Here is a 24,517-nt window from a genome sequence, read left to right as displayed (position 1 = left end):
CCGTAAATGGAACTGAAAGCCACATCGCTGGGTAAACATCTGGCACAACATCCTTACAACCGGGTACGGTTACTCACTGCGGGTGTCGAGGTCAGCGGTGAAAAGCACGAGTATCTGATCCCCTTCAATCAGCTGCTGGCGATCAGGTGTAAGCGCGGCCTGGTGTGGGGAGAGCTGGAGTTTTCACTGCCCGACGAAAAAGTCGTGCGTCTGCACGGGACAGAGTGGGGCGAAACGCAGCGCTTCTTCCATTACCTCAGCCAGGAGTGGGAGCGCTGGAGTACGGAAATGAGTGAGGTCGCTTCCAGCGTGCTGGTGGCTCAGCAGCAGCAGATCCGAGACGCCGAACAGCAGGATAAATGGTTAAAGCGCAGTGATATCGCCGTCTGGCAGCAGGCAATCCGCAAAGCCTTTGCTGCCATACCGCTTCCGGTGGCACGGCTGGCTGAGTTCGACAACTGCCGTGACCCTTACCTGTTTTGTCTGCAGTGGTTGAACAACAGTGACGATCGCCGCGTAAAACGCAACAACGAATGGACATCGCGCATGCTTGAACAGCATGCGGCGTTCTTCAACCAGGTGGAAACTTCGCCGCTGAATACCTCACAGGCACGATCGGTGGTGAATGGTGAAGATGCAGTGCTGGTCCTGGCCGGAGCGGGCAGTGGTAAAACCTCGGTGCTGGTGGCGCGAGCAGGATGGCTGATGATGCGCAGGCAGGCCAGCGCCAGTCAGATCCTGCTGCTGGCCTTTGGCCGCAAGGCTGCCGAAGAGATGAACGATCGCATCCGGCAACGTCTGCATACCGACGAGATTCAGGCGCGTACTTTCCACTCGCTTGCTCTGCACATTATTCAGCAGGGGAGCAATAAAGCCCCGACTATCAGTAAACTGGAAACCGACAGCGACGCCCGTCAGGCCCTGTTGATTGCAGTCTGGCGGCAGCAGTGTAATGAGAAAAAAGCGCAGGCGAACGGCTGGCGGCAATGGCTGACAGATGAGCTTGCGTGGGAACTTGATGAGGGCAGCTTCTGGCAGGACGATCGCCTGGCGCGACGGCTGGCCAGCCGCCTTGAGCGCTGGCTGGGGCTGATGCGTATGCATGGTGGCGCGCAGGCAGCGATGATCGAAAGCGCCCCTGATGAGGTCCGCGACCTGTTTGGCAAACGGGTAAAACTGATGGCGCCGTTGATGAAAGCCTGGAAGAGCGCGCTGAAGGAAGAGGGCGCTGTCGATTTTGCCGGGCTGATTCACCAGGCGGTTAATATCCTTGATAAAGGACGTTTTATCAGCCCGTGGAAGCATATCCTGGTGGATGAATTCCAGGATATCTCACCGCAGCGCGCGGCGTTGTTATCCGCGCTTCGCCGTCAGAATACGCAAACCACACTGTTCGCAGTCGGGGATGACTGGCAGGCGATCTACCGGTTTAGCGGTGCAGAAATGTCCTTAACCACTGCTTTCCATCACCATTTTGGTGAGGGCGATCGCTGCGTGCTGGATACCACCTATCGTTTCAATCAGCGCATTGGCGAAATTGCTAATACCTTTGTGCAGAGTAACCCCCATCAGCTTAAAAAACCGCTGAACAGCCTGATTAAAGGAAATAAAAAAGCGATATCGCTCCTGCCGGAAGAGCAGTTAGAGCCGCTGATGAATAAGCTGAGCGGCTATGCAGGCAGCGGTGAGCGCATTCTGGTGCTGGCACGTTATCACCATCTGCGCCCGGAGCTGCTGGATAAAGCCGCGACGCGCTGGCCCAACCTCAGTATCGATTTTATGACCATCCACGCCAGCAAAGGTCAGCAGGCGGATTATGTCATTTTACTGGGGCTGGCAGAGGGTAAAGAGGGCTTCCCGGCAGCGGCCAGAGAGTCGGTGATGGAGGAGGCGCTGCTACCGGCTCCTGAAGACTTCCCCGATGCCGAAGAGCGCAGGCTGGCCTATGTTGCGATCACGCGCGCGAAGCAGCAGGTATGGCTGCTGTACGATCGCGAAAATCCTTCCGTGTTTGTTGACGAGTTCCGCCGTCAGGGCGTGCCGGTATTACGCAAACCCTGACAGCGGTGGCCTGAAATTATTTCAGACGCTGTTGCAGGTAACGCTCATAATCGGGGATCTGGATCTCGACCTGTTGGGCAAACAGCGGTGACTGGATAATAAAATCTGCGGTTGCGCGGTTAGTGGCCACCGGAATATTCCACACGGTCGCCAGCCGCAGCAGCGCTTTAACATCAGGATCGTGCGGCACCGCGTTCAGCGGGTCCCAGAAGAAGATCAGCACATCAATCCTGCCTTCCGATATCAGCGCACCTACCTGCTGATCTCCGCCCATCGGTCCGCTCAGCATAGCCGTAACCGGCAGGCCGGTCGCGCGCTGCACCAGATTACCGGTGGTGCCGGTGGCGTAGAGCGTGTGGTGCTGTAACTGTTCTTTGTGGATGTCCACCCACTGCATCAGTGCATTTTTGCAGTGGTCGTGCGCCACCAGCGCAATATGTTTCTGCGGTTGTATCGTACGGGTTGTCTGATCCATTCAGTATCCTGGTCGGGTAGGGTGGGCAAAATGAACAAGCAAACAGAGGGTTGAGTGTAGCGCCGGGTATCCGCTGATATCAACTGGTATGCAGGGCATTCATTAACATCACAAAGCGCTGGCGGGTAGCAGAGTCAACCTGCAGATACCACAGGCGCAGCATACGTTCTGCCGGGTGCTGGGTGGCCGTGACATCCGCCGCAGGGGTTGCAGCCTGTGTCGTCCGACGCAGAGGTTGCGCAAAGCGCGCCACCGAGGCGACTTTATTATCACGGTTATAGCGCACCATCGCCTGTTCAAGATCTTCCTGCGGCTGAGGATGCAGGGTGTCACGTCGGCTGACGACTTCAACGCCGTGCTCGTCCAGCAGCGAAAACTGCGGGTTCTTATCGAAGTGTTTGCCGTCGCGCAATGTCTGTAAGGCCGGTAGCTGAATGACGACCGACTGAGTGCGGCTGGTGAACGTGACAATCAGCGGTTCTGAGACCCAGTTGACAGACGTTTGCGTATTGCGGCTGACGGTGCGTTCTACGCGAAACAGCAGCTGATGCTCGCCGCGTTCCAGCTCAAGGCCATCGGCACCTTTCAGCAGAGACCCTGAAATTTTATGCCCATCCAGTACCAGCAGGTCAATGTCGGGAGAAAGCTTGAGCGTCGTTGCCTGCAAAGTCGTGGCAATGAGCATCGCTATCAATCCGGTGATGACCATACGCAGCTTCATTATTTCTCCAGCAAGGTAAAGGATAGAAAGGGTATGAATGTATCAAAGTCTTTCAGTATGGCAGCATATTAACATTTAAAAATACTTAATCGTGCTATATATCGATAATCGCACAGGCAGCAATTTTCTTCTGCTGTACAGACACTGCTTAACGGCAACAGAGCCAGTAAGGCCAAGGAGGTAACAATGAGTGATCAAACCATCGCGAATGTACTGACTACCACAAAAAGCATTGCCCTGGTCGGGGCCAGCGATAACCCGGCGCGCCCCAGCTATGGCGTGATGGCCTATTTGCTGTCACAGGGCTATCAGGTGACGCCTGTCAGTCCGAAACTGGCAGGGAAAACGCTACAGGGACAAACGGTTTATGCCCGGCTGGGTGACATCCCGCACAGTATCGATATGGTGGATGTTTTTCGCAACGCGGAGGCTGCATGGGAGGTGGCGCAGGAAGCGATCGCCATCGGTGCGAAATCGCTGTGGCTACAGATTGGCGTTATCAACGAGCAGGCTGCCGTGCTGGCCGCAGAAGCCGGACTGCAGGTAGTGATGGACCGCTGCCCGAAAATCGAAATCCCGCGTCTGGGTCTGGAAACCTGAAAAAAAACCCCGCGAGAGCGGGGTTTTCTTAATGTCTCAGGCGCGGTGCCTGAAGCTGCCGCTGAATCGACGCGGCCAGTTCATCCAGCGAAGGCTGTTCAGGATGCTCGCCGGGTAATTCCCATGCGATCTGAGCCTCAGCCAGATAGGTCTGTACAGTATGGCCGTCTTCATCTTCCATCACCACGTGATACCACGGCGCAGCGCGCAGCGATTCAGCACCATCAATTTCATCGATAGCCGGTTCGGTTAAAGAGTATTCCGGGTCCACATCCACGATAACGCCAAGAAAACCGAGTAGCTGGTGGCGTACCTGTTGTCCAATACCATATTTGCTGGCAATCATCGTAACCTCCTGAGAAACTTTGCACTTCCCTCTATATGGAGGCAGGTGCGGCGTTTTCAAGTCACAGTACGCGGCAGGCAAACCCTTTCAGATACATTCCTTCCGGGTAGGTGGCGATCACCGGGTGATCGGCCGCCTGACGGAACTGCTCAATAAACTGCACGTCACGCTGCGCATCCAGTGCGGCATCGGCAATAATTTTCTGGAACAGGTCGGTTGCCATCAGGCCAGAGCAGGAGAAGGTCATCAGCATCCCACCCGGATTCAGCAACTGCATCGCCAGCATATTAATGTCTTTATAGCCACGGCAGGCACCCATCAGCTGATTTTTATTCTCAACAAATTTCGGCGGATCCATGACGATCAGATCGAACTTCTCGCCTTCTTCGCGATAGCGACGCAGCAGTTTGAACACGTCGTCGCGCAGGAATGTTGCCTTACTGACATCCAGACCGTTAAGTTCGACGTTCTGACGGGCGACATCCAGCGCGGCCTGTGAGGTATCCACGCTGATCACTTCAGTACAGTTACCCATTAACGCAGAGACGGCAAAGCCCCCGGTATAGGAGAAGCAGTTCAGCACGCGACGGCCTTCCGCATAGCGACGGGTCGCCAGACGGCTGTCACGCTGGTCAAGGTAGTAACCGGTTTTATGTCCGGTCTGAATGTCAACCAGCAGCTTCATACCGTGTTCGGTAATCGGCAGCAGCTCAGGCGGAGTATCACCCAGCACCACGCCCTGGGTCAGTTCCAGACCCTCTTTCTTGCGAACGCTGACATCCGAACGATCGTAGATCGCACAGTCAGGGTAGCAGGCCTGCAACGCGGTAATCAGCGGTGCGCGCTGATACTCAGCACCGGCAGATAACAGCTGCAATACCAGGAAGTTACCGAAGCGGTCAATGGTGATACCCGGCAGTCCGTCAGACTCACCGGCAATCAGCCGATAGCTGTCGAGGTTGTCACGCTGTGCCAGCCAGTCACGCAGCTGTTGTGCGGCATGCAGGCGACGGATGAAGAAGTCGATATCAATCGACTCATCCTGCTGCCAGCTCCAGACGCGGGCGCGGATCTGCGACTCGGGCGACCAGGCGGCGCGCGCCAGCCATTTACCGTGGCTGTCACAGACATCAATCGTTTCGCCGGGCTGGGCTTTACCTTCCATGCGGGCAACAGCCCCGGAAAACACCCACGGATGGCGACGAAGTAAGGACTTTTCACGTCCTTTGGCAAGAATCAATCGAACTGTCATGTTTTGCTATGCTTACATTTAGAGAATCAGGCGATATTGTCCGGTGCGGACTGCGAAAATGCAAACGGTGTTAGTCTCAGGAGGAATAATGGCAATCATCTGTATCCGCGTATGGGTTCACGGTATGGTGCAGGGCGTCGGGTTTCGTTACAACACCCAGCGAGAGGCAAGAGAGTTGGGCGTCAGGGGCTATGCAAAAAATCTGGATGATGGCAGCGTGGAAGTGCTGGCCTGCGGGGAGGCCCGGCACGTTGAGACGCTGCTGGCGTGGTTAAAAGCGGGAGGGCCGCGCAGCGCCAGGGTCGATAAAGTGCTGGCAGAGCCGCACCATCCCACCCATATGCCGCACGGATTTACCACGGTATAACCCTTACAGGCACCTGGCCGGTTTCGGCAGCCCGGCAATTTTCGTCGCCTGTTTGGCCGGGCCTTTCGGAAACAGCCGGAAAAGATACCGGCTGTTTCCTTTCTCTTCACCGTATTTTTGCGCCATTGCTTTCACCAGCATCCGCACGGCGGGTGAGGTGTTGAACTCCAGGTAGAAATCGCGCACAAAATGCACGACTTCCCAGTGAGCCTCACTCAGCTCAATGCCTTCTTCTTCCGCCAGCAGCGGGGCCAGACCTTCGCTCCACGCCGCGGTGGATTTCAGATAGCCCTGCGCGTCGCGCTCAATTTCTATGCCGTCAAACTGCACGCTGTTGCCTCGTTCTGTAAACCGGCGCTCAGTTTAGCAAACTTTTCCATCAGCCAAAAATAAAGCCCCGCAGTGCGGGGCTTTATTCACGTCATCAGTATGCCTTAGTTACTGCGGGACATTCCCAGCAGGCTCAACAGGCTGACGAAGATATTGTAGATAGAGACATACAGGCTGACGGTCGCACGGATGTAGTTGGTTTCACCGCCGTGAATAATGTTACTGGTTTCCCACAGGATCGCTCCGGTAGAGAACAGCACAAACAGCACGCTGATTGCCATGTGCAGGGCAGGGATGTTGAGGAAGATATTCGCCACAACGGCAATCAGCAGCACCACGAAACCGGCCATCATCATGCCGGACAGGAATGACATATCCTTACGCGTGGTCAGCACATAGGCCGAGCAGCAGAAGAACACCAGTGCCGTTCCGCCCAACGCCAGACCAATCACATCACCCATCCCAGCAGACAGGAAGCTGTTCAGGATCGGACCCAGGCAGTAACCCAGGAAACCGGTAAAGGCGAACGCAGCCAGGATACCCGTCGGGCTGTTAGCCAGGCGGTAGGTCAGAAACATCAGACCGTAAAAACCCACCAGCATCAGAATTAACCCAGGTGCCGGCAGGGCAAAAACCGTGCTCAGTGTCGCGGTCAGCGCAGAAAACGCTAAGGTCAGGCCAAGCAGGAAATAGGTATTACGCAGAACTCTGTGTGTACTGAGTAACGAGCTTTCGCGCGTGGAGGAAACAATGCGATCCATAAATCACCTCTTAGGGTCACTAAAATAATAAGCAGTCTGTCAGGCAGAATAGGCAGCGCGGCATTGGGGGGGAAGGCGTTTTACCCTTCTTTACTCGCTAACAGGGTGAATCGCTGAACAGTCTGGCGATATTATCAGCAATCGAATGTTTTCAGGCTCTTTTTTGCGTGTCTGGTGCAAAACCCACTTTACAAGCCGAACAGGGATGTTTATAGTGCGCCCCACTGTGGAAGCGTGGCCGAGTGGCTGAAGGCACCGGTCTTGAAAACCGGCGACGGGAAACCGTTCTAGAGTTCGAATCTCTACGCTTCCACCATCAAATCCAACGGGTCAGCTTATAGCTGGCCCGTTTTGCTATGGGCGTGATAAAACAAATTTCTCTCCTGGTTGCTGCTGTAACTTACCCGTTTCAACGTCTGCTGCTGGTTTTTACAGCAAACAATCACAAATGCTCACAAAATCAACAAAGTAGCCAAAATTAGTGTTGGCAAACTGCAAAACATCTCCTATACTGCGCTCCATCAGTTAGCGAGAGACTTCTCATTAGCTGGTGCGTGTGGAAGCGTGGCCGAGTGGCTGAAGGCACCGGTCTTGAAAACCGGCGACGGGAAACCGTTCTAGAGTTCGAATCTCTACGCTTCCACCATCCATTCTGACCCCGTGCTTGAAAAAGCGCGGGGTTTTTTGTTTTCCGCTGTGGATTCCCGGCTTCCGGGCAACAGTAAACATGTCGGGAATACGCTAACATCCTTCAGTTTTCCCTGGCTTCCTGCTATTTTCGTTGCATGCACGCGATTAGATCATTCTTAAAAACATCTTGTTTCTTTTCAAACTCCTGAAGCCACTAAACCGTCTGGGGCAGAGTCTGCTATATTCTCATTATGACAAGTCTGCATGCCACGGCTCTTTTTACTCTGGAGAGCGGTTGTGGTAAGTGAGTGTTGATGCACTGTTTTCTGCGCTGCATGGGATGCCGGCCAGCACGTTCACCCTTTGAATCAATGGAATACACACATGATCAAAAAGTTTAGCCTCTGTGCGTTAGCCGTTTGCTCCGCACTTTCCACCGTGCCTGTCTGGGCTGCTGACAGCGATTATCAGCTTGAGCAAGTCCTGATGATGAGCCGCCACAACCTTCGTGCGCCGTTAGCCGATAACGGCAGCGTACTGGCGCAGGCCACTAAAAAAGCCTGGCCTAAGTGGGATGTACCGGGCGGGCAGTTGACCACCAAAGGGGGCGTGCTGGAAGTGTACATGGGGCGCTACACCCGTGAATGGCTGGCACAGCAGGGGCTGGTGAAAGACGGTGAGTGCCCAACGCCAGATGACGTTTACGCCTACGCCAACAGCCTGCAACGGACCGTTGCGACGGCGCAGTTCTTTATCACCGGTGCGTTCCCTGGCTGTGATATTGCCGTGTCTCACCAGGATGAAATGGGATCGATGGATCCAGTATTTAACCCAGTGATCACCAACGATAGCGAAGATTTCAATAAGCAGGCGCTGACCGCCATCAACAGCGAAGGCGAAAAGCTGGCGTTGAAACCGGCATTCCAGCGTCTGGAAAAAATTATCGACTACAAAAATTCACCGGCCTGTAGCGGTAAAAAACAGTGCGACCTTTCCAGTACCAATCAGAACAAATTCAGTGCTGACAATGGTAAAGAACCGAATGTCTCCGGCCCGCTGAAAGTCGGAAACTCGCTGGTTGATGCCTTCACCCTGCAATACTATGAAGGTTTCCCAATGGAGCAGGTTGCCTGGGGGCAGATTAAAACGCCTGAGCAGTGGAAAGAGCTGGCCGCCATTAAAAATGGCTATCAGGACACGCTGTTCACTTCACCGGTCGTCGCCCGCGAGGTTGCAGCCCCGCTGGTGGATTATATCCGCAGTATGCTGGTCGACCAGGATAAAGCCACTGCGCCAAAAGTGACGCTGATGGTCGGGCACGACTCGAATATTGCCTCGCTGCTGACGGCACTGGACTTTAAACCTTATGACCTGCCGGGACAAAATGAACAAACGCCTATTGGCGGCATGGTTCAGTTCCAGCGCTGGCATGACAAGAAAAACGATCGTGAGCTGGTTAAGGTCGAGTACGTTTACCAGTCGGTCAGCCAGCTGCGCGATGCGGAGCCACTGTCTCTGGATAATCCACCGAAGCGCGTTACGCTGCAAATGGCGGGCTGCCCGACCGATGCGAATGGGTTCTGTTCATGGGATCAGTTCACCCAGGTACTGAATAAATCACTGCAGGGTACACCGCTCCAGGTCGCTGAACCAACACCCGCGCCAGCGGCAGCAGCAGCTCCGGTAGCTAAACCGGCGGACGAAAAAGCCGTCGTCAATAAGACACTGGCCGACAAAGCGGCAGCCGATCAGGCTGCCGCAGACAAAGCCGCTGAGGCAAAAGCCTCTGCGGAAAAAGCGGCCGCTGATAAGGCTGCTGCCGACAAGGCGGTGAAAGACAAAGCGGCTGCTGATAAAGCGGCGGCGGAACAGGCGGCAAAAGATAAAGCCGCCGCAGAGAAAGCCACGGCCGATAAAGCGGCAGCGGATAAAGCAGCCGCTGAAAAAGCGAAAGCGGATAAGGCTGAAGCGGCAAAACCTGCGGCTAACTGATCGAATGGGGCAGAATTGCCCCGTAAGATATAAAGAAGAGGGGCGACCGGTTAACCGGTCGCCCCTTTTTATTGCCAGTATTCACGGCAGCGGCTGAGCCTTGTTCAGGATCTTCCGCCTTAGTCTTTGCTGACCACCACCAGCTTCTGGTTCACAAACTCTTTGATGCCAAGATCGGAAAGTTCGCGGCCATAGCCTGAGCGTTTGACGCCACCAAACGGCAGTTCTGCCGCCGTATTTGTCGCCGAGTTAATGTAGACCATCCCGGTTTCAATACGTGATGCCAGCGCTTTACCTCGGGCGATGTCGTTGGTAAATACCGAACCCCCCAGGCCGTAGTGCGAATCGTTGGCCAGTTTTACCACTTCATCGTCACTTTTCACAACGTAGACCTGCGCCACCGGGCCGAAAAACTCCTCGAACCAGGCCGGGTTATCGCGCGTGATGCCCGTCAGGATAGTTGGCTGATAGAAACAGCCTTCCCCCGGCACCGGTGCGCCACCCAGCAGCACTTTCGCCCCTTTAGCTTTTGCCTGCTCAACCTGCTTGTGCAGGCTGTCGCGCGCGGTGGCAGAAGAGAGCGGGCCGAGAGTGGTGCTGGCATCCAGCGGATCGCCAATTTTGACTGCGCTGAAGGCTTCCTTCATTTTTTCAATAAAACGATCGGCCACTTTCTCATGCACCAGGAAACGTTTCGCTGCGGTACAAACCTGGCCGCAGTTGCTGAGACGGGCACCGACACCGGCCTTCACGGCTTTGTCGAGGTCGCAGTCATCCAGCACCACAAAGACATCGTTACCGCCCAGTTCGAGGGTGGTCTTTTTCAGATATTTCCCCGCCTGCTGCGCTACCGCACTACCGGCACGTTCCGAACCGGTCAGGGCTGCGCCCTGAACGCGGTCGTCGGCAATCAGCGTGGCGACCTGCTCATTGCTGGCAAAGATATTGGTCCAGGCACCTGCTGGCGCACCGGCTTCCGTCACCAGAGACTCAAACAGTGAGGCACAGTGCGGAACGTTCTGCGCATGTTTTGCCAGCACCGGGTTACCGGCGGCAAGATTAGGGGCCAGCACGCGCATTAACTGGTAGAACGGGAAGTTCCAGGGCTCAACGGCCACCAGTACGCCTATCGGGTGGTTCTCAACCCAGGCGTCACCCAGTTCAGTGGGATAGGGGGTCGGAGCAAGAAAACGCTCAGCGTTTTCAGCATAGTAGCGGGCGATCTGTGCGCACAGCTGCACTTCGCCGCGACTTTGCTCAATCAGTTTACCCATTTCAACGCTGGCGGCTTCTGCCAGCTCATCAACGCGGCCATCAATCAGATCGGCCATTTTCTTCAGCACCTGCACGCGCGGCTGAATCGGGCCTTTTGACCAGTCAGAGTGATACAGTGCGTCCGCCGTGGCCAGCGCCTGTTCAATCTGGCTGTCGCTGTGGTCGGGCCAGGATTTGATCAGCTTATTACTTGCGGGATTAATCGTCTGGTACGGCATTTAGCCTCCTTTGGATAGTGTCAGTAATCAGCCGGGTTCTGGCTGTGTTAATTCAACCCGATGTAAAGCATAGTCGACAGTACGGCAGAGGGGAGAGTTCTCGGACGAGTCTCATTAAGGGGGAACGATGGGAAGAGCAGGGCGGGCAACTTGACCCGCCGTCGCGTTAAACGTTTTTACGTTCAACCACCTTGTTATCCCAGGTCAGGACGTCGGCATCGGTTTTATCAAAGGCACGTATCAGCACTTCATCGCTGCCCTGTTGTGCCCAGATCCCTTCCGCCAGTCGCTCATCATAGTCAGCGACCTCAAAGATGGCTTCCGCGATTTCGGGTGACGTTCCGCGCAGGCTGGCCCACTCGCCAACGTGATGTGCTTTGGATTGTTGTGTTGCCATGATGCTCTCCTGTCGTTTTCATTGTCGGATTAATCAGTATAGAAGACAGGTCGTTAGCTGCCCGTTATCAGATCAATGTTTGTTTAAAAACTCAGCCGGCCCACATTTATTGTCCTGATGAATTAAAAAAAATTAATGGGATAAATCAGCCTGTTTCCCCACGAGGACGGCTGGTAAAGCGGTTGCTGAGGCACATTCCTGCCTGAATACACTATGCTTACTAACGCAGCAGACAACGGCGTCTGTCGCCATTGCTGGCGGTCAGCTCAGGCTGAACTGGCACAATGCAGTATGATGTCTTAACTATTCGGAGGTAAGAAATGGCAGAACATCGTGGTGGGTCTGGAAATTTCGCTGAAGACCGTCAAAGAGCATCAGAAGCAGGACGTAAAGGTGGCCAGGTGAGTGGGGGAAATTTTAAAAATGACCCGAAGCGCGCCTCTCTGGCAGGAGAAAAAGGCGGCCGCAATAGTCGCGGCAGTAAAAATAAAACGGACGACGCTGACTGAGCAGGAATGCCGCCCGCCGTCGGGTTCTCCGGCGGCGAAGAATCAACCCCATTCTCAGCGCTTGACCCCTCGCAGCGAACCCAGCACACTGACGCCAAATTTTTTGCAGAGTACGCTGATGTCCGGTTTTTTATCCCGTTATAAATTTGCAGTGAATCCCCAGGAGGGGGTGCTGATCCTCATTACTATGGTCTGGGGAGGTACTTTCCTGGCAGTGCATCATGCGATGACGGTCAGTGGTCCCTTCTGGTTTATCGGCGTACGCTTTGCCACGGCGGCGCTGCTGCTGGGGGCGGTCTCCTGGCGCGTGCTGCGCGGGGTCACCTGGTATGAAGTGAAAGCAGGCGCGTTGATAGGCCTGGCGATTGGTCTGGGCTATGGGCTGCAAACCTACGGTATGCAGACGATTTCCAGCAGCAAATCGGCATTTATCACCGCGCTTTATGTGCCGCTCGTCCCTCTGTTGCAGTGGCTGTTTCTCGGCCGTTTACCGGGTCTGATGTCATGGGTTGGCATTGTGCTGGCTTTTGCCGGGCTGCTGCTGCTCGCCGGGCCTGACGGTGGCGAGATGGCCTTTAATGCAGGAGAGATTGCCACGCTGCTCAGTACGCTGGCTATCGCGGCGGAAATCATCCTGATCGGTGCCAGCGCAGGCAAAGTGAATGTGCAGCGCGTCACGGTGATCCAGCTGGCGGCGGCGTCGCTGTTTGGTTTTATCATGATGGTGCCTAACGGCGAGTCGGTGCCTCCGTTCAGTCCCTATCTGTTGTACAGTGCCGTGGGGTTGGGGATGGCCAGCGCGCTGATTCAGGTGACAATGAACTGGGCGCAGCGCAGCGTGTCACCCACGCGGGCAACGGTCATTTACGCGGGTGAACCGGTGTGGGCAGGAATTGTCGGGCGCATTGCCGGGGAGAGAATGCCCGCCATTGCGCTGCTGGGTGGGGCGCTGATCGTGCTGGGCGTGCTGGTCAGCGAACTGAAGCTGAAACGCAGAAAACAGCCTTCAGACCGGCCGGTGTAGAACGGTCGGGGCATGCCCCGACCTGCATAAGGTTAACTATCCTGACGCACCACGCTACCGCCGCTCAGCGCCGCGGCACGTTTATGGCTGAGAAGGGCATTAAGTAAAATGGCGCCGAAGGTCGCTGTTCCAATGCCGCCCAGCGTAAAGCTGCCGATCCTGAGCGCGAAGTCTCCCGCCCCCAGTACCAGCGTTACGGCCACCATAATCAGATTGCCGTTCTGGCTGAGGTCAACATGATTCTGCACCCAGATACGTGCCCCGGCCACGGCGATCAGGCCGAAGACCACAATCGAAGCACCGCCAATGACCGGGCCGGGAATGGTGTGGATTAATGCGCCAAACTTCGGTGAGAAGCCGAGTACCAGGGCAATCAGCGCCGCCGCCACAAACACCAGCGTGGAGTAAACCTTGGTCACCGCCATCACGCCGATATTCTCCGCGTAGGTGGTGACACCGCTGCCGCCCACGCTACCGGAGAGCATGGTCGCTACGCCGTCACCGACAAACGCCCGGCCCATATACGGGTCGAGATTGCGTCCGGTCATTCCGGCCACCGCCTTGATGTGACCGAGGTTCTCTGCCACCAGAATCACTGCCACCGGGGCAATCATCACCATCGCCTGGGTGCTGAACGTCGGGCTGGTGATCAGCGGCATACCAAACCACGGCGCATTCGCCAGCAGGCTGAAGTCCACGGGCTTGCCGAGGCCTAAACCATTGGTCAGCAGCGCGTAGATGGCCCAGGCGACAATTAGCCCGACAAGGATCAGCAGGCGCTGTACCATGCCGCGGGTGAAGACTGCCACCACGCCAATACACAGCACGGTCATTACCGCCATCCAGCTGTCGAACATCGAAGCCGAAACGCCGCGTACTGCAATCGGGGCCAGATTCAGGCCAATCGCCATCACCACCGCACCGGTAACCACCGGCGGCATCATTTTTTCAATCCAGCGCGTACCGGCTTTCATCACCACAAAGCCGATCAGCGTATAGACCAGTCCGCAGACAATGATTCCGCCCAGCGCCACGCTGAGGTTGGGGTTCAGCCCCTGACCGCTGAAGCCGGTCACCGCGATCACCACGCCGACAAATGCCGCGCTGGAGCCAAGATAGCTGGGAACGCGCCCGCCGGTGATCAGGAAGAACAGCAGCGTACCCACTCCTGACATCAGGATCGACAGATTCGGGTCCAGCCCCATCAGTAAAGGCATCAGCACCGTGGCACCAAACATCGCCACCGCATGCTGCAGGCCCATCACTACCGTCTGCCCGAGGGGCAGTGTTTCATCAGGCGCGACAATACCGGTTGTCGCCGCCGTCGTTTTCGACCATTGAGGGAACCAGGAACCTGCCATCGTTATCTCCAGAGTGTGAGCACTACATTGACCGGTGTGAGAGCGCCGGGATCAGAAACACTTTTGTGGCAGCGGATGATAGCCACGGTCGAACCAGATGAGGCCGTGGCTGCTGTCGCTGAATACCAGCGCCTGGGCCTCGCATACCAGGATGTCGTGGGTGCCGACGCTCATTACCTGGGTCACCACACAGTCAAATGAGGCCAGCGCCCCGCTGAGGATGGGAGAACCGGTGGCCAGCGTTGACCAGTCGGCGGCGATGAAGCGTTCGTCCATCGGGGTTTTCCCCCCGAACAGCGTTGATAAATCCTCATGTCCTGCCGCCAGCGTATTCACGCAGAGCTTTCTGTTCTCCCTGAAGGTGTCATACACCGAGGCGGAACGGTTCAGGCACACCAGCAGGGTGGGGGGCGTATCGGTGACGCTACACACCGCCGAGGCAGTAAACCCGGCACGTCCGGCGGGGCCGTCAGTGGTGATGATATTGACGGCAGCGCCGAGGCGCGCCATGGCGTTACGGAACTGCAGCTTCTCTACGCTGCTGACCGGGGTCGCAGATGGGGTGGAAAGTGTCATTCGGGCTCCTTACTCAATCACGCAGGCGGTGGAAAAATCGAGACGTGGCAGGCGGGTATAGACTTTGCTGGTGTCGCCGTAGCCGATGTTAATCAACAGGTTACTTTTCCAGCCGCTGTCGGCAAAAAACGCAGCATCAACGAGCCCGCGGTCAAAGCCGGACATCGGGCCGGTATCCAGCCCGAGGGCGCGACAGGCGGTGATCAGGTACGCGGCCTGCAGGGAACTGTTGCGAAAGGCGGTTTCTTCCGCCAGCGCCGGGCTGCTGGTAAACCAGGCACGGGCGTCGGCATGGGGGAACAGTTCTGGCAGCCGGTCGTAAAACTTCGGATCCCAGGCGACGATCGCCGTGACCGGGGCCGTCATTGTTTTCTCCAGGTTACCGCTGGAAAGCGTGGGCTTCAGGCGGGCTTTGGCCTCCGCGCTGCGCACAAAAAAGAACCGGGCCGGGCAGCAGTTTGCCGACGTGGGGCCCAGACGTACCCGCTGGTAAACATCCTCCAGCTGGGCGTCGGTCACCGGCCGATCCTGCCAGCCGTTAAAGGTGCGGGCCTTGTCGAACAGGGTGTCAAGGGCGAGAGTATTCAGGGCGTCTGCCATAGGGGCTCCAGATCGGGGGTATTGGCGGCCAGGCTGTCATTTTGCAGCCAGCTCATCAGCAGGTGATTAAATGTACTACTGTCGGTGACGCTCATCGCATGCCCCCCCCAGTTCATCCGTTGCAGGGTGGCGTTCGGCAGTGCGGCCAGCAGCTGTTCAGAGCAGGTCCAGGGCACCAGCAGATCGTCGCGAGAGCAGAGCAGCAGCACCGGTTGGGTTATCTGTGCAGCCTGCTCACTGTAATCGCAGGCCATCAGGGCATGCAGGCGCTTGAGCAGATTTTCCGTGCCCTGGAAATGGGTGATATGCAGGGCATCTTCCGCTTCAATGCGTGCCTGGTGCTCCGACAGCCAGTCAGCGGGGTAAAGAAACAGCGGCTGGGCGCGGACAAACGCCTCGACCCCGACATTCAGCAGCAGATCCTGACGCACGCGGAAACAGCGGCGGGTATGGGCATCCAGTTGCAGCCAGCCGTTAACCAGCACCAGACGCGATACGCGCCCGGGGTAATCGAGCGCCAGCTGCAGAGCGACCATGCCCCCGAGCGCATGGCCGACAATATCGAACTGCCGGATATCGTGCTGTTCCAGCAGGGTCGCCAGCTCAGCGGCCATCTGCTGCATACTGTAGCCTTCAGGCAGGCTGTCGGGGCTGCGCCCGGTGCCGCGCTGGTCATAGACCACCACGCGAAACGCCTTACGCAGCAGGTTCATCTGCGGTAGCCAGAAGCTTCCCAGTCCGCCCAGCCCGGCAGATAACACCACGGTTCTGGCTCCCGGATCCTCGCGGCCTGACAGCTCAATATGCATAGTGAACTCCTTATTTACCGATATGGGCGATGCTGGCAATTTCAATCAGCGCATCGGGTTTCACCAGCCCACACTGAATGCAGAAGCGGGCCGGTTTTTCCCCCGGAAAATAGTCGGCATACACGGCATTGACCGCCGCATAATTGCTCCAGTCGGTAATGAAAATGGAGTTGAAGGTCACGTCGTCCATCGTGCCACCTGCCGTTTCGATCACGCTTTTGATCGTTTCCAGCACGTGGCGGGTCTGGGCGGCCGCATCGCCAACGTGCACCACATTGTTGTCTTTATCGAACGGCAGCGTGCCGGACACATACACCACGCCGTCAGCCAGCGTGCCCGGTACAAAAGGAGCAATAGGAACGCTGGTGCCCGGTGGGGTGATAATCGTTTTTGGCATGAGAGGTCTCCGTCAGTGCGTCAGGGTCAGGCGGTCTGGGCGGCGTTAGCCGGTTCGGTTTGCAGCGCACGACAGAAGCTGCCAACGTCAGAGACCCAGCCGAAGAACGTTTCAATATTGAAGATCGCTGCCTGCTGGGCAAACAGCGGACCGGCCTGATAGGTGGCGTCTTCCAGCACGATACCGAAATACTCCAGGAAGAAACCATCGCGCAGCGTGGACTCCACGCAGACGTTGGTGGCAATGCCGGTAAACACCAGATGGCGGATCCCCCGGCTGCGCAGCATGCTGTCCAGAGCAGTATTAAAGAAGCCGCTGTAGCGCGGTTTTGGCAATACGATGTCGCCTGCCTGCGGCGTCAGCTGATCGACCAGTTCATAATCCCAGCCGCCCTTTGCCAGCAGGGTGCCCTGCAGTTCCGGGTTCTGACGCATGGTTTTCAGCGCGTTAGATTTATGCCAGTTGGGTGAGCCGGGGCCGCCGGCTTCGACGTACTGATCGTCCCAGCCATTCTGGAACCAGATAATCTGGATACCGGCCTCGCGTGCGGCTTTCACCGCCACGTTAATCTGGTCGATGACCGGGCGGGTGGCCGAGACGTCAAACCCGGCGAGGTCGAGGTAGCCGCCGGTGGTGGCGTAGGCATTCTGCATATCGACGACGATCAGGGCCGTCTGCTCCGGCGGGAAAACAATCGCTTCCGGGCGCGCGGGCAGGGTGATTGCATTTTGCATCGATGCGGTGGTGCAGACCACGGCAGGTTTATTCTTCATTACGCGACCTCCTGTGCGGCATCAATTACGTCAAGACGGCACTGCATCAGCGGCTGAATGCGCTCGCCAAAGTTTTCAATTCCCTGCAGGAAGTCATCAAAGGTCAGCAGTACGCCCTGGGTCCCGTCTACGCTGGCGACATCATCCAGCATGCGGGCGACGTTAGCGTAAGATCCAACGAGCGTTCCCATATTGATGTTCACGGCGGAGGTCGGGTCTGCCATCTGGCGCACGTTGGTGTCACTGCCGGAGCGCTTATCCTGCTGGCTCTGGGTGGTCAGCCATGACAGTGCCTCTTCATCCGCCCCTTCTTTATAGTGTTCCCATTTAGCGCGGGCGGCCTCGTCGGTTTCATCGGCGATGATCATGAACAGCACATAGGAGCCGACGTCACGCCCTTCGGCATCCGCAGCGGTTTTCATCCGTGCTGCCGTAGGGGCGAATGCGGTGGGGGTATTCACACCCTTGCCGAAGCAGAAGTTATAGTCAGCATGTTTTGCCGAAAACGCCATGCCGGCATCGCTCTGACCGGCGCAGATCACCTTCATCGGTTTCTGCGGCTGCGGGCTGAGGCGGCAGTCATTCATGGTAAAGAATTCCCCCTTGAGGTCGGATTTACCGCTGCCCCAGAGGTCGCGCAGCACGCTGACGTATTCAGTGAGATAGTCATAGCGGCGTGAGAAATACTCATCGCCCGGCCACAGCCCCATCTGATCGTATTCAGGTTTCTGCCAGCCGGTGACCAGGTTAACGCCGAAGCGGCCACCGGAGATAGAGTCGATGGTGGAGGCCATGCGCGCCACAATGGCCGGGGGCAGAGTCAGGGTGGCGGCAGTGGCATAGATTTCAATGCGCGACGTGACGGCTGCCAGACCGGCCATCAGGGTGAAAGACTCCAGGTTATGGTCCCAGAACTCCGTTTTCCCCCCAAAACCACGCAGTTTGATCATCGACAGGGCGAAGTCGAAATGATAATGCTCGGCCTTCTGCACGATGGCTTTGTTCAGTTCAAAGGTCGGCATGTACTGCGGCGCGTTGTTGGAGATCAGCCAGCCGTTATTACCGATCGGGATAAAAACACCAATTTTCATGAGACATCCTCTGCGTAAGTGAAAGATTGAATCCCGGCGCTGCGGTGCCTCCTGCACTGTCCTTTGAAGCGGCGCTGTATTCAGGATTGCAAAGGCTGTGCCACTTTGAGAAATGTCATTTAAAACAGATATTTGCTTTTCTTTGTGTAACATGCGGCTGGAGTAGATGGTCCGTTTCAGACCATTTGGTCAAAAAGCCTGCACGGAAAGCAGGCAGCGATGGTCAATAAAAGTGCAGAACGGTGAGTAGGTATGCGTGGGCGCTTTTGCTATTATCCCCGCAACCCACATGGATCATGGAGTCACGGTGAATTCTACAGACAAGTTACCGGCAAAAGCCCCGACGCGACGCTCGCGCGCGGTGGCAGCAAAGCGTTCCGCTATTCTTGCCGCGGCACTGGAGTTTTTCTCGCAGTTTGGTATTCACGGCACCAGCCTGGATAAAGTCGCTGAACGTGCCGATGTCTCTAAAACCAATCTGCTTTACTACTTTCCCTCGAAAGAAGAACTCTATATTGCCGTGCTGAAAGATCTGCTTGATGTCTGGCTGGCACCGCTGCGCGCCTTACGTCACGACCAGCATCCGCTCGAAGCCATCCGTGATTACATTCGCCTGAAACTGGAAGTATCCCGCGACCATCCCCAGGCTTCGCGCCTGTTCTGCATGGAAATGTTGCAGGGTGCTCCGCTGTTAAAAGCCGAACTGGCCGGGGACCTGCGTCATCTGGTAGAGGATAAAGCGACAGTGATTGAAACCTGGGTCCTGCAGGGAAAACTGGCTGCCGTGCAGCCTAATCATCTGATCTTTATGCTGTGGGCCACCACTCAGCACTACGCGGATTTTGCCACTCAGGTGGAGGCGATTACCGGGCAGACGCTGAGCGATGAGAGCTTCTTTAACCAGACAGTCGAAAACGTGCAGCGCATGGTGATTGAAGGCATCCGCGTACGCTAACTCACAGTAGTGGCAAACAGGGAGCGAAGATGGATTCCGTTTCACAGCTGGTTCTTGGGGCATCGGTCGCGGTTGCCGTCATGGGCCGAAAAGTTCCGGTGTGGCAGGCGGCTGCCGTGGGGGGCATCTGCGGCACGCTACCTGACCTGGATGTGCTCATCGATCACGGTGACGCCATCCGCAATATGACGCTGCACCGCACCGAAAGTCATGCGCTGTTCTGGCTGACGCTGGTGTCACCGCTGCTGGCCTGGCTGATCTCCCGCCTGTATCGCCCGCCGCAGACCTTTGCCCGCTGGTGGATGGCCGTGTGGCTGGCGCTGATTACCCACCCGTTGCTTGACCTGACCACCGTGTACGGTACGCAGCTGGCACTGCCTTTCACCGACCGCCCCTTCGCCATTGGCAGTATGTTTATTATTGACCCGCTGTACACGCTACCGCTGCTGGTGGGGCTGGCCGGCGCACTGGCGTGGCGACAGGCGCGTGGCCTGCGCTGGAACCGGGTGGGTTTAACCCTGAGCTGCCTCTATCTGGTGTGGAGCATGGCAGCTCAGGCGTGGGTGACTCATCAGGTGAAACAGCAGCTGGTACAGCAGAGTGATGATGTGCAGCAGATACTGGTGACCCCGACGGCATTTAATACGCTGCAGTGGCGGGTGGTGGCCATGACGGCAGACAGCTATCAGGAAGGGTTTTATTCGCTACTGAATGCGGACAAACCGCTGGCGTTGACCACGCATGCCAATGGCAGGGCGCTGTATCAGCAGTTCAACAGCAACTGGTACGTGCAGCGTGTCGCCTGGTTTAGTCGTGGTTTTTACGCCATGAAACGGGTGGGGGAACATATCACCATTACCGACCTGCGGATGGGGGAGGAGCCTCACTACAGCTTCACCTTTGACCTCGGGCCTGAGCCGCTGAAAGACGGGCCGTTCAAACCAGAGCGGTTAGCCGTTCAGCGCCCGCCGCTGGGGCAGGCGCTGCATAAACTGTGGTCGCGCTTTTAACTGAGCGGGTCAGAGGTGACTGACCCGTTTTTCATTACGCAGTTTTGCGTTTGCGCAGGAACCAGCCTGCTGCCAGCAGAATAAACCACAGCGGCGTCACCATCAGTGCCTGACGCGTGTCTTCTTCCAGAGTTAGCAGCACCAGAACAAACGCGAAGAAGGCCATACACACCCAGCACATGAACTTGCCCAGCGGCATCTTGTAAGTCGATTCAGCGTGGCGTTCAGGGTACTTCCTGCGATAAGCCAGGTAGGAACAGAGGATAATCGTCCAGACAAACATAAACAGAATGGCCGACACCGTGGTAACCAGCGTGAACACCGTCATCACATTCGGGATCAGGTAGATCAGCGCCACACCGCCCAGCAGACACAGGCAGGAGAAGAACAGCCCGGTCGTCGGTACCGCACGACGGGAAAGCCGGCCAAAGCTGCGGTGCGCCACGCCCTGCTGCGCCAGGCCGAACAGCATACGGCTGGTAGAAAAGATACCGCTGTTCGCCGACGATGCCGCCGAGGTCAGCACCACAAAGTTGACGATACTGGCCGCAGCCGGTAACCCAATCAGCACAAACATTTCAACGAACGGACTGCGATCGGCGACCACCTGATCCCACGGAGTGACCGCCATAATCACCATCAGCGACAGCACGTAGAACATGATAATACGCAGCGGAATCGCGTTAATGGCACGGGGCAGCACGGTTCTTGGGTTATGCGTCTCGGCCGCTGCCGTCCCTACCAGTTCGATGCCGACAAAGGCAAAAACAGCAATCTGGAAACCGGCAAAGAAGCCGCTCAGCCCTTTCGGGAACATACCGCCGTGACCCCAGATATTATTCAGAGAGGCCGTCCCGCCGCCCGGCGATGGATAGTGCATGGCGACCAGTACAATCCCGGTAGCAATCAGCGCCACAATGGCGACGATCTTAATAATCGCGAACCAGAATTCCATCTCACCAAACAGCTTTACCGTGGCAATATTCAGCGCCAGGAACACCACAATACACAGCAGGGCGCTCATCCATATCGAGAAGCCCGGGAACCAGAGCTGAAAATAGGAACTGATAGCCACCACGTCAGCGATGCCGGTCACCACCCAGCAGAACCAGTAGGTCCAGCCGGTGAAATAACCTGCCCACGGCCCCAGCAGGTCGGCGGCAAAATCGCTGAACGATTTATATTCAAGATTGGAAAGCAGCAGTTCGCCCATGGCACGCATCACGAAGAACAGCATAAACCCGATGATCATATAAACGAAGATGATCGATGGGCCGGCGAGGCTGATGGTTTTTCCCGATCCCATAAACAGACCAGTACCGATAGCTCCGCCAATAGCGATGAGCTGAATATGACGATTATGCAAATTCCGCTGGAGCGTGACCGGCTCTTCGGCGCGGGCGATAACCTCTTTAGATTGATCAACCATTACGGGTTTCCTGTCCTGTGGTGATGATGTGAAAGCTCTGTTGGCTTTTGATGTCAGTGATGTTGTCCGGTGTAATGCGATCAAGAGCTTAACGCAAAATTCCGGCGGATAAAGCAAAATTGCAGCTAAACTGCGTTAAGTGTGCATCACTTGCTTAAAAACCCGGCGTCAATTTTGTCGCTTAAACTGACAGGAGAGAGATGAGACGATTAATCCTGCTGATGGCAGCGGTGGCGGTGTGCTGGGGAGTGTGGAAGGTCTTACTGCCCAAATTACCCGCACAGTGGAATCCCTTCACGCCGCTGTCGGTGACGGATGCACCGACCGTGGTCACCCGTTACAAGCTGAAGCGCCTGAATGCTGACCCCGAAGCCTGTCTTGCGGTACTGCAGCAGGCGCAGACAGCCGGTTATATCAGCTTTACCCGACCCGGTAACCAGCAGGGCCGCTGCCCGCTGGTGGATCCGGTACGCATTACGCGGTTTGGTGATGTTTCACTCAGCAGCTCTTTTCTCAGCAGCTGCGCGCTGGCGGTCAGCAGCACGATGCTGGTTACACAGACGCTTAAACCTCTGGCTGCCAGTGAACTGGGGTCACCGCTGACCCGTATCGATCACTTTGGCAGCTACGCCTGCCGCAATATTTACCATCGTGCAGAAGGCCGTTTAAGCGAACACGCCACGGCTGAAGCCTGGGATCTGAGTGGTTTCCGTTTGCAAAACGGAATGCGCATCAGCGTGCTGAATCACTGGAAGGGGGACGATGCGCGTGCCCGCTGGCTACAGGCTGTTTTTGCCCGTAGCTGTAGGCTGTTTGGAACGGCGCTGGGGCCGGAATATAATGCGGCGCATGCTAACCATTTTCACTTTGGCATGCGCAGTTTCGGAATTTGCCGTTAAAAAATCGGGTATCAGGACATTCCACTCAATTATCTCCGGCCCGGAAAGCTATTCCGGTCCCTCATTACGAAATATCTGTTCCGCTTTATTCAACGGCGACAGGATTATCTCCGTCCTGACCTGCGGTGAAGCAGAAGCGCCCATTTTAACCGCGGCGGTCAATAATCATGGAAACATCTGAAAGTGCCGCCATTTAGTCCTCCTGTTCATTACCCAATCCCATGTTATCCCCTGCTGCCCACCGTGCTGAAGCGCGGTGCTGGTATGTAGATGAAAAGATTGGGGGACTGACCGACCACAGTGCTGACAATCCCTTTCCTTTAATGTGGACTTATCTGATGTTCATAAATCAGGATTAATATATTGTAAGAAACTCAAATGACGCTTCAGGCGTAATAATGTTCTTTAATATCATACTGTTGTTTTTTCATGGAGTGCGCAGGGACGGGCAGGCCATGAGAGAGAAGAAGAGTGACACTGTAAAACTATTGTGCATAAACCCGTAAACTAATGGGTCAAAATTATTGAATGTTTATAGGAAAAATCCTATTCTAAGCCGGTGTGGTGAGGGAAGTGTTAAATCGTTGTATCTTGTTAACGGCGTGTAAAGCGAATGATTGTGATGAATATTAAAGGCAGATGATGGTTTTCATGCTTATTTTTCTGGCTCTTTTTAATGATTTATCACGCAGGTGTCTGAGCAGAAAAACGCTTTCTGACACTTAAAGATGACGCCGGGGAATTAGATTTTTTGCTGCCGTATTCACCAGCACAATTATAATCAGGCAGGGTATTTGCCCCTTGCCCGGCAGAGGCGTTAATGACATCTGAGAACTATTTCAGTTGGCGAACCAGGATTCAATTAGCTTTTGGTCAGGGAAGCGAAGTGGCACATATTACCAGAGTGATTGAGCAGCAGGCTAAAGAGCTGGAATTCGATTTTTATGCTTTGTTTATTCGACATCCAGTACCGTTCACCCGACCGAAGACTTTTTTTTACTGTAATTACCCCAAAAAATGGGTTGAATATTATTTGCAGGAAGACTTTACGCTGAGTGACCCGGTTTTGAAAAAATGCTGTTCGCCGGGAGTCGTGTGGCAGTGGCGCGATGAGCCCGGTTGCAGCGGTCAGCGGGTTCTTAACGCGGCCAGAGAACACGGCATCTTTGATGGCGTCTCCTGCTCGGTGATGGCGAAAAACAGGTCCGTAGGAATATTATCGCTGTCAGTCGCGGATCCGAAAAAAATTATAGTGTTAACGACGGAAATTGAACTTAAACTCCAGTATATTTCGGAACTGGCTCTTGCCGCGCTGATCGAGATGGATGATATTTCGATGACTGCGACCAGACTGGAATTAAGTGAACGAGAGCTGGAGATTCTCAAATGGACGGCGGAGGGAAAGACATCCGCTGAAATATCACTGATTCTCACAATTTCTGAAAATACCGTTAATTTCCACCAAAAAAACATGCAAAAACGATTTAACGCACCAAATAAAACGCAAATTGCCTCTTATGCAGCAGCAATCGGTTTAATCTGAAAGAGGATGCAACTACCAGATTTGGTAGTTTCGAATTATTAACGGGTTGTCTACCCTGCGCCCAGGGTAACAACACTGCCCGAACCGGCAGGAGCGGCGCTCACGAGGGAATGCGA

General features: G+C 55.7%; 26 protein-coding genes and 2 tRNA genes. 12 read left to right on the top strand and 16 right to left on the bottom strand.

The features are described 5' to 3' along the window. Positions 1–6 precede the first annotated feature (6 nt). Complete coding sequence (gene helD, locus ABEH87_RS06795; RefSeq protein ID WP_346575103.1) at positions 7–2,061, top strand: DNA helicase IV; 2,055 nt, start codon at positions 7–9, stop codon at positions 2,059–2,061. 16 nt (positions 2,062–2,077) lie between these two features. Here the strand turns inward: helD and ABEH87_RS06790 are convergent, their stop codons facing one another. Together ABEH87_RS06790 and ABEH87_RS06785 are read right to left on the bottom strand one after the other, a co-directional pair. Then, positions 2,078–2,536: a methylglyoxal synthase gene (locus tag ABEH87_RS06790; RefSeq protein WP_346575101.1), complete on the bottom strand. Its 459-nt coding sequence runs from the start codon at positions 2,534–2,536 to the stop codon at positions 2,078–2,080. 79 nt (positions 2,537–2,615) lie between these two features. Next, complete coding sequence (locus tag ABEH87_RS06785; protein WP_346575099.1) at positions 2,616–3,257, bottom strand: DUF2057 family protein; 642 nt, start codon at positions 3,255–3,257, stop codon at positions 2,616–2,618. A gap of 186 nt (positions 3,258–3,443) precedes the next feature. Here ABEH87_RS06785 and ABEH87_RS06780 point away from each other — a divergent pair, with 186 nt between their 5' ends. Beyond that, entirely contained in the window at positions 3,444–3,857 is a 414-nt protein-coding gene (locus ABEH87_RS06780; protein ID WP_346575097.1) for a CoA-binding protein, read from the top strand. Between the two features lie 28 nt (positions 3,858–3,885). Here ABEH87_RS06780 and hspQ read toward each other — a convergent pair whose 3' ends face one another. Then, positions 3,886–4,203 carry a heat shock protein HspQ gene (gene hspQ, locus ABEH87_RS06775; protein ID WP_346575095.1) on the bottom strand — a complete coding sequence of 106 codons (318 nt, stop codon included), beginning with the start codon at positions 4,201–4,203 and terminating at the stop codon, positions 3,886–3,888. Between the two features lie 61 nt (positions 4,204–4,264). Beyond that, complete coding sequence (gene rlmI / locus ABEH87_RS06770; protein ID WP_346575093.1) at positions 4,265–5,455, bottom strand: 23S rRNA (cytosine(1962)-C(5))-methyltransferase RlmI; 1,191 nt, start codon at positions 5,453–5,455, stop codon at positions 4,265–4,267. 88 nt (positions 5,456–5,543) lie between these two features. On the opposite strand from rlmI, the gene yccX reads away from it, so the two are divergent. Further along, a complete protein-coding gene (gene yccX, locus ABEH87_RS06765) occupies positions 5,544–5,822 on the top strand; it encodes an acylphosphatase (RefSeq protein WP_346575091.1) in 279 nt (92 codons plus the stop codon). 3 nt (positions 5,823–5,825) lie between these two features. On the opposite strand, the gene tusE is transcribed toward yccX, so the two are convergent. Next, entirely contained in the window at positions 5,826–6,152 is a 327-nt protein-coding gene (gene tusE / locus ABEH87_RS06760) for a sulfurtransferase TusE (RefSeq protein WP_346575089.1), read from the bottom strand. 104 nt (positions 6,153–6,256) lie between these two features. Beyond that, positions 6,257–6,913 (bottom strand): FtsH protease modulator YccA, encoded by a 657-nt coding sequence (gene yccA, locus ABEH87_RS06755; RefSeq protein ID WP_346575087.1) that lies wholly within the window; start codon positions 6,911–6,913, stop codon positions 6,257–6,259. Between the two features lie 228 nt (positions 6,914–7,141). On the opposite strand from yccA, the gene ABEH87_RS06750 reads away from it, so the two are divergent. The 3 genes from ABEH87_RS06750 (at position 7,142) to agp (ending at position 9,535) form a co-directional block, all read left to right on the top strand. Beyond that, positions 7,142–7,229 (top strand) — tRNA-Ser (locus tag ABEH87_RS06750). 242 nt (positions 7,230–7,471) lie between these two features. Continuing rightward, a tRNA-Ser gene (locus tag ABEH87_RS06745) sits at positions 7,472–7,559 on the top strand. Positions 7,560–7,927: 368 nt separating this feature from the next. Next, positions 7,928–9,535, top strand: a complete 1,608-nt coding sequence (gene agp / locus ABEH87_RS06740) for a bifunctional glucose-1-phosphatase/inositol phosphatase (RefSeq protein ID WP_346575085.1) — start codon at positions 7,928–7,930, stop codon at positions 9,533–9,535. Positions 9,536–9,654: 119 nt separating this feature from the next. On the opposite strand, the gene ABEH87_RS06735 is transcribed toward agp, so the two are convergent. Further along, the gene (locus ABEH87_RS06735) at positions 9,655–11,028 is read right to left on the bottom strand and encodes an NAD-dependent succinate-semialdehyde dehydrogenase (protein ID WP_346575083.1); all 1,374 of its coding nucleotides are present in this window, start codon (positions 11,026–11,028) and stop codon (positions 9,655–9,657) included. Positions 11,029–11,194: 166 nt separating this feature from the next. Then, entirely contained in the window at positions 11,195–11,425 is a 231-nt protein-coding gene (locus tag ABEH87_RS06730; protein WP_346575081.1) for a YccJ family protein, read from the bottom strand. A gap of 320 nt (positions 11,426–11,745) precedes the next feature. Between ABEH87_RS06730 and ABEH87_RS06725 the strand changes: the two genes are divergently transcribed. Continuing rightward, complete coding sequence (locus tag ABEH87_RS06725) at positions 11,746–11,934, top strand: general stress protein (protein WP_346575079.1); 189 nt, start codon at positions 11,746–11,748, stop codon at positions 11,932–11,934. 118 nt (positions 11,935–12,052) lie between these two features. Next, positions 12,053–12,958: a DMT family transporter gene (locus tag ABEH87_RS06720; protein WP_346575077.1), complete on the top strand. Its 906-nt coding sequence runs from the start codon at positions 12,053–12,055 to the stop codon at positions 12,956–12,958. A 32-nt stretch (positions 12,959–12,990) separates the two neighbouring features. Here ABEH87_RS06720 and rutG read toward each other — a convergent pair whose 3' ends face one another. From rutG to rutA, 7 genes are read right to left on the bottom strand one after another with little or no spacing between them, the layout of a single operon-like run. Next, positions 12,991–14,319, bottom strand: a complete 1,329-nt coding sequence (gene rutG / locus ABEH87_RS06715; protein ID WP_346575075.1) for a pyrimidine utilization transport protein G — start codon at positions 14,317–14,319, stop codon at positions 12,991–12,993. A gap of 51 nt (positions 14,320–14,370) precedes the next feature. Beyond that, on the bottom strand, positions 14,371–14,895 hold the full coding sequence (gene rutF, locus ABEH87_RS06710) for an NADH-dependent FMN reductase RutF (protein ID WP_346575073.1): 525 nt from the start codon (positions 14,893–14,895) through the stop codon (positions 14,371–14,373). Positions 14,896–14,904: 9 nt separating this feature from the next. Further along, complete coding sequence (locus tag ABEH87_RS06705) at positions 14,905–15,495, bottom strand: malonic semialdehyde reductase (protein WP_346575071.1); 591 nt, start codon at positions 15,493–15,495, stop codon at positions 14,905–14,907. Beyond that, positions 15,480–16,304: a pyrimidine utilization protein D gene (gene rutD / locus ABEH87_RS06700; protein ID WP_346575069.1), complete on the bottom strand. Its 825-nt coding sequence runs from the start codon at positions 16,302–16,304 to the stop codon at positions 15,480–15,482. The genes ABEH87_RS06705 and rutD overlap by 16 nt, the downstream gene beginning before the upstream one ends. A 10-nt stretch (positions 16,305–16,314) precedes the next feature. Beyond that, positions 16,315–16,701 carry a pyrimidine utilization protein C gene (rutC, locus tag ABEH87_RS06695; protein ID WP_346575067.1) on the bottom strand — a complete coding sequence of 129 codons (387 nt, stop codon included), beginning with the start codon at positions 16,699–16,701 and terminating at the stop codon, positions 16,315–16,317. A gap of 26 nt (positions 16,702–16,727) precedes the next feature. Next, the gene (gene rutB, locus ABEH87_RS06690) at positions 16,728–17,435 is read right to left on the bottom strand and encodes a pyrimidine utilization protein B (protein ID WP_346576170.1); all 708 of its coding nucleotides are present in this window, start codon (positions 17,433–17,435) and stop codon (positions 16,728–16,730) included. A gap of 38 nt (positions 17,436–17,473) precedes the next feature. Beyond that, positions 17,474–18,565: a pyrimidine utilization protein A gene (gene rutA, locus ABEH87_RS06685; RefSeq protein WP_346575065.1), complete on the bottom strand. Its 1,092-nt coding sequence runs from the start codon at positions 18,563–18,565 to the stop codon at positions 17,474–17,476. A gap of 289 nt (positions 18,566–18,854) precedes the next feature. On the opposite strand from rutA, the gene rutR reads away from it, so the two are divergent. Together rutR and ABEH87_RS06675 are read left to right on the top strand one after the other, a co-directional pair. Further along, positions 18,855–19,520: an HTH-type transcriptional regulator RutR gene (gene rutR, locus ABEH87_RS06680; RefSeq protein ID WP_346575063.1), complete on the top strand. Its 666-nt coding sequence runs from the start codon at positions 18,855–18,857 to the stop codon at positions 19,518–19,520. A 29-nt stretch (positions 19,521–19,549) separates the two neighbouring features. After that, positions 19,550–20,530: a metal-dependent hydrolase gene (locus tag ABEH87_RS06675; protein WP_346575061.1), complete on the top strand. Its 981-nt coding sequence runs from the start codon at positions 19,550–19,552 to the stop codon at positions 20,528–20,530. A gap of 34 nt (positions 20,531–20,564) precedes the next feature. Here ABEH87_RS06675 and cycA read toward each other — a convergent pair whose 3' ends face one another. Next, on the bottom strand, positions 20,565–21,959 hold the full coding sequence (cycA, locus tag ABEH87_RS06670; RefSeq protein ID WP_346575059.1) for a D-serine/D-alanine/glycine transporter: 1,395 nt from the start codon (positions 21,957–21,959) through the stop codon (positions 20,565–20,567). Between the two features lie 221 nt (positions 21,960–22,180). Here cycA and ABEH87_RS06665 point away from each other — a divergent pair, with 221 nt between their 5' ends. Continuing rightward, a complete protein-coding gene (locus ABEH87_RS06665; protein WP_346576168.1) occupies positions 22,181–22,858 on the top strand; it encodes an extensin family protein in 678 nt (225 codons plus the stop codon). Positions 22,859–23,678: 820 nt separating this feature from the next. After that, on the top strand, positions 23,679–24,401 hold the full coding sequence (gene sdiA / locus ABEH87_RS06660) for a transcriptional regulator SdiA (RefSeq protein ID WP_346575057.1): 723 nt from the start codon (positions 23,679–23,681) through the stop codon (positions 24,399–24,401). The last annotated feature ends 116 nt before the right edge of the window (positions 24,402–24,517 follow it).

This window comes from Erwinia sp. Eh17-17 (genome assembly GCF_039675725.1).
Taxonomy (GTDB): domain Bacteria; phylum Pseudomonadota; class Gammaproteobacteria; order Enterobacterales; family Enterobacteriaceae; genus Erwinia.
This window is presented reverse-complemented; position numbering and strand designations above follow the sequence as displayed.

What these genes read in the sequence shown, in the direction of transcription:
- helD (WP_346575103.1), top strand. Translation starts at nt 7, where the DNA reads ATGGAACTGAAAGCCACATCGCTGGGTAAACATCTGGCACAACATCCT.
- ABEH87_RS06790 (WP_346575101.1), bottom strand. Translation starts at nt 2,536, where the DNA reads ATGGATCAGACAACCCGTACGATACAACCGCAGAAACATATTGCGCTG.
- ABEH87_RS06785 (WP_346575099.1), bottom strand. Translation starts at nt 3,257, where the DNA reads ATGAAGCTGCGTATGGTCATCACCGGATTGATAGCGATGCTCATTGCC.
- ABEH87_RS06780 (WP_346575097.1), top strand. Translation starts at nt 3,444, where the DNA reads ATGAGTGATCAAACCATCGCGAATGTACTGACTACCACAAAAAGCATT.
- hspQ (WP_346575095.1), bottom strand. Translation starts at nt 4,203, where the DNA reads ATGATTGCCAGCAAATATGGTATTGGACAACAGGTACGCCACCAGCTA.
- rlmI (WP_346575093.1), bottom strand. Translation starts at nt 5,455, where the DNA reads ATGACAGTTCGATTGATTCTTGCCAAAGGACGTGAAAAGTCCTTACTT.
- yccX (WP_346575091.1), top strand. Translation starts at nt 5,544, where the DNA reads ATGGCAATCATCTGTATCCGCGTATGGGTTCACGGTATGGTGCAGGGC.
- yccA (WP_346575087.1), bottom strand. Translation starts at nt 6,913, where the DNA reads ATGGATCGCATTGTTTCCTCCACGCGCGAAAGCTCGTTACTCAGTACA.
- agp (WP_346575085.1), top strand. Translation starts at nt 7,928, where the DNA reads ATGATCAAAAAGTTTAGCCTCTGTGCGTTAGCCGTTTGCTCCGCACTT.
- ABEH87_RS06735 (WP_346575083.1), bottom strand. Translation starts at nt 11,028, where the DNA reads ATGCCGTACCAGACGATTAATCCCGCAAGTAATAAGCTGATCAAATCC.
- ABEH87_RS06730 (WP_346575081.1), bottom strand. Translation starts at nt 11,425, where the DNA reads ATGGCAACACAACAATCCAAAGCACATCACGTTGGCGAGTGGGCCAGC.
- ABEH87_RS06725 (WP_346575079.1), top strand. Translation starts at nt 11,746, where the DNA reads ATGGCAGAACATCGTGGTGGGTCTGGAAATTTCGCTGAAGACCGTCAA.
- ABEH87_RS06720 (WP_346575077.1), top strand. Translation starts at nt 12,053, where the DNA reads ATGTCCGGTTTTTTATCCCGTTATAAATTTGCAGTGAATCCCCAGGAG.
- rutG (WP_346575075.1), bottom strand. Translation starts at nt 14,319, where the DNA reads ATGGCAGGTTCCTGGTTCCCTCAATGGTCGAAAACGACGGCGGCGACA.
- rutF (WP_346575073.1), bottom strand. Translation starts at nt 14,895, where the DNA reads ATGACACTTTCCACCCCATCTGCGACCCCGGTCAGCAGCGTAGAGAAG.
- ABEH87_RS06705 (WP_346575071.1), bottom strand. Translation starts at nt 15,495, where the DNA reads ATGGCAGACGCCCTGAATACTCTCGCCCTTGACACCCTGTTCGACAAG.
- rutD (WP_346575069.1), bottom strand. Translation starts at nt 16,304, where the DNA reads ATGCATATTGAGCTGTCAGGCCGCGAGGATCCGGGAGCCAGAACCGTG.
- rutC (WP_346575067.1), bottom strand. Translation starts at nt 16,701, where the DNA reads ATGCCAAAAACGATTATCACCCCACCGGGCACCAGCGTTCCTATTGCT.
- rutB (WP_346576170.1), bottom strand. Translation starts at nt 17,435, where the DNA reads ATGCAAAATGCAATCACCCTGCCCGCGCGCCCGGAAGCGATTGTTTTC.
- rutA (WP_346575065.1), bottom strand. Translation starts at nt 18,565, where the DNA reads ATGAAAATTGGTGTTTTTATCCCGATCGGTAATAACGGCTGGCTGATC.
- rutR (WP_346575063.1), top strand. Translation starts at nt 18,855, where the DNA reads ATGGATCATGGAGTCACGGTGAATTCTACAGACAAGTTACCGGCAAAA.
- ABEH87_RS06675 (WP_346575061.1), top strand. Translation starts at nt 19,550, where the DNA reads ATGGATTCCGTTTCACAGCTGGTTCTTGGGGCATCGGTCGCGGTTGCC.
- cycA (WP_346575059.1), bottom strand. Translation starts at nt 21,959, where the DNA reads ATGGTTGATCAATCTAAAGAGGTTATCGCCCGCGCCGAAGAGCCGGTC.
- ABEH87_RS06665 (WP_346576168.1), top strand. Translation starts at nt 22,181, where the DNA reads ATGGCAGCGGTGGCGGTGTGCTGGGGAGTGTGGAAGGTCTTACTGCCC.
- sdiA (WP_346575057.1), top strand. Translation starts at nt 23,679, where the DNA reads ATGACATCTGAGAACTATTTCAGTTGGCGAACCAGGATTCAATTAGCT.